The 2,213-nt window shown below is 72.2% G+C and carries 2 protein-coding genes; one reads left to right on the forward strand and one right to left on the reverse strand.

The window, feature by feature from the left end:
• Positions 1-37: 37 nt before the first annotated feature.
• On the forward strand, positions 38-1,237 hold the full coding sequence (locus tag FGF04_RS38905) for a glycoside hydrolase family 64 protein (protein WP_149516111.1): 1,200 nt from the start codon (positions 38-40) through the stop codon (positions 1,235-1,237).
• Positions 1,238-1,247: 10 nt separating this feature from the next.
• On the opposite strand, the gene FGF04_RS38910 is transcribed toward FGF04_RS38905, so the two are convergent.
• Positions 1,248-2,117: an Fpg/Nei family DNA glycosylase gene (locus FGF04_RS38910; RefSeq protein ID WP_149516112.1), complete on the reverse strand. Its 870-nt coding sequence runs from the start codon at positions 2,115-2,117 to the stop codon at positions 1,248-1,250.
• Positions 2,118-2,213: the final 96 nt, after the last annotated feature.

Here is a 2,213-nt window from a genome sequence, read left to right on the forward strand (position 1 = left end):
CCCTCCATCCCCATCCCCACCCAGCAACGAGGACCGTATGCATCTCCTCTCCCCCCGCAAGCTGACGGCGTCCCTGGCCGTGGCCGCCGCGGTCGGCGTCGGCGCCGTCGTCGTCGGACCGGCCGACCACGCCTCGGCCGTGGCCGACACCATCCCGCTCACCCTGAAGAACACCTCGGGCAGCGGCGAGCAGGTCTACGTGTACGTGATCGGCACCGAACTCGCCTCGGGCAAGCAGGGGTACGCCGACGAGGACGGCGTCTTCCACGCCTGGCCCGCCGGCGGTGCCCCGCCGGTCCCGGCGCCCGACGCCTCGTTCGCCGGGCCCGCCGACGGCGCCTCCAAGACGGTCCGGCTGCCGAAGTTCTCCGGCCGCGTCTACTTCTCGTACGGCCAGAAGCTGGACTTCCGGCTCGCCGAAGGCGGGCTCGTGCAGCCCGCCGTGCAGAACGCCTCCGACCCCAACCACGACGTCCTGTTCAACTGGACCGAGTACACGCTCAACGACTCCGGCCTGTGGCTGAACTCCACCCAGGTGGACATGTTCTCCGCGCCCTACTCGGTGGGCCTCACCGCCGGCGACGGCTCCACCAAGGAGACCGGCAAGCTCAAGCCGGGCGGCTACCAGGCCGTGGTCAACGGGCTGAAGGCGCAGGGCGGCGGCTGGGAGGGCCTGGTCGAGACCCGCGGCGACGGCACGCCGCTGCGCGTGCTGGCCCCCGGGCACGGCATCTCCTCCGGCGCCATCCCGGCCGGCGTGATGGACGACTACATCGACCGGGTGTGGGCCAAGTACGCCGGCGAGACCCTGACGGTGACCCCGTTCAAGGACCAGCCCGACAAGAAGTTCCAGGGCCGGGTCAACGGCGGGAAGCTGGACTTCACCGACGGTACGGGTGCCGTCGTGACGTCCTTCGAGAAGCCCGACTCGGACTCCGTCTTCGGCTGCTACAACAAGCTGGACGCCCCCAACGACCAGGTGCGCGGCCCCATTTCGCGAACCCTGTGCGCCGCGTTCAACCGGTCGACCCTGCTCAGCAACCCCGAGCAGCCCGACGCCGACGCGTCCGGCTTCTACCAGGACGGCGTCACCAACCACTACGCCCGGCTGGTCCACGAGCAGATGCAGGACGGGCAGGCGTACGCCTTCGCCTTCGACGACGTCGGCAACCACGAGTCGCTGGTGCACGACGGCGACCCGAAGGACGCGACGATCTCGCTGGAGCCGCTGGACTGAACCGTCCGTCTCAGCGACCGGCCGGGCCTCCGCGGAGGCCGGCCGGTCCCTCACGAAGGCCCGGGGCGACCCGGGCCTTCTGGCACGTGGGGCACCAGAACAGGTTGCGGGCGGCGAGCTCGGCGGTGCGGATCTCGTCGCCACAGATGTGGCAGGGCAGGTGCGCCCGGCGGTACACGTAGACCTCGCCGCCGTGGTCGTCCTTGCGCGGCGGGCGGCCCATCGCCTCCGGCTCGTGCTCCGGGCGGACCGTGTCGATGCGGTTGTTCCGGACCCCCTGGCGCATCAGCACCACCAGGTCCGCCCACATCGCGTCCCACTCGGCGCGCGTGATGTCCCGGCCCGGCCGGTACGGGTCGATGCCGTGCCGGAAGAGGACCTCCGCGCGGTAGACGTTGCCCACGCCCGCGATGACCTTCTGGTCCATCAGCAGGGCGGCGATCGTCGTACGGCTGCGGGACACCCGGGCGTACGCGCGGGCCGGGTCGGCGTCGTCGCGCAGCGGGTCGGGGCCCAGGCGGTCGTGCACCGCCTGCTTCTCCGGGTCGCCGATCAGGGTGCAGGTGGTGGGGCCGCGCAGGTCCACGTACGCGGTGTCGTTCACGAGCCTGAGGCGGACCGTGTCGGTGGGCGGGGGCGCGGGGGCGTCCCCGAAGGCGACCTTGCCGAAGAGGCCGAGGKGGATGTGGACCCAGTCCGCCCGCCCGAAGCCCAGGAAGAGGTGCTTCCCGTGGGCTTCCGCCGTGGTGAGGGCCGTGCCGTCCAGGAGGGCGGCGGCGTCCGCGAACTTGCCCTGGGGGCTGGTGACGTGGGCCTTCCGGCCGCCGAAACGGCCGAGGTAGTCCTCGGCGAGGCGGTGGATGGTGTGCCCTTCAGGCATCGGTCCTCCTGGGGCTGGCGCCCCGGGCCCCGCTCGCTGTTCCGTCCGCGGGTCCGGTGGGGGCTGGTCGCGCAGTTCCCCGCGCCCCTAGGTGCC

Origin of the sequence: Streptomyces apricus (genome assembly GCF_008369065.1) — a bacterium.
Classification (GTDB): Bacteria; Actinomycetota; Actinomycetes; order Streptomycetales; family Streptomycetaceae; genus Streptomyces; species Streptomyces apricus.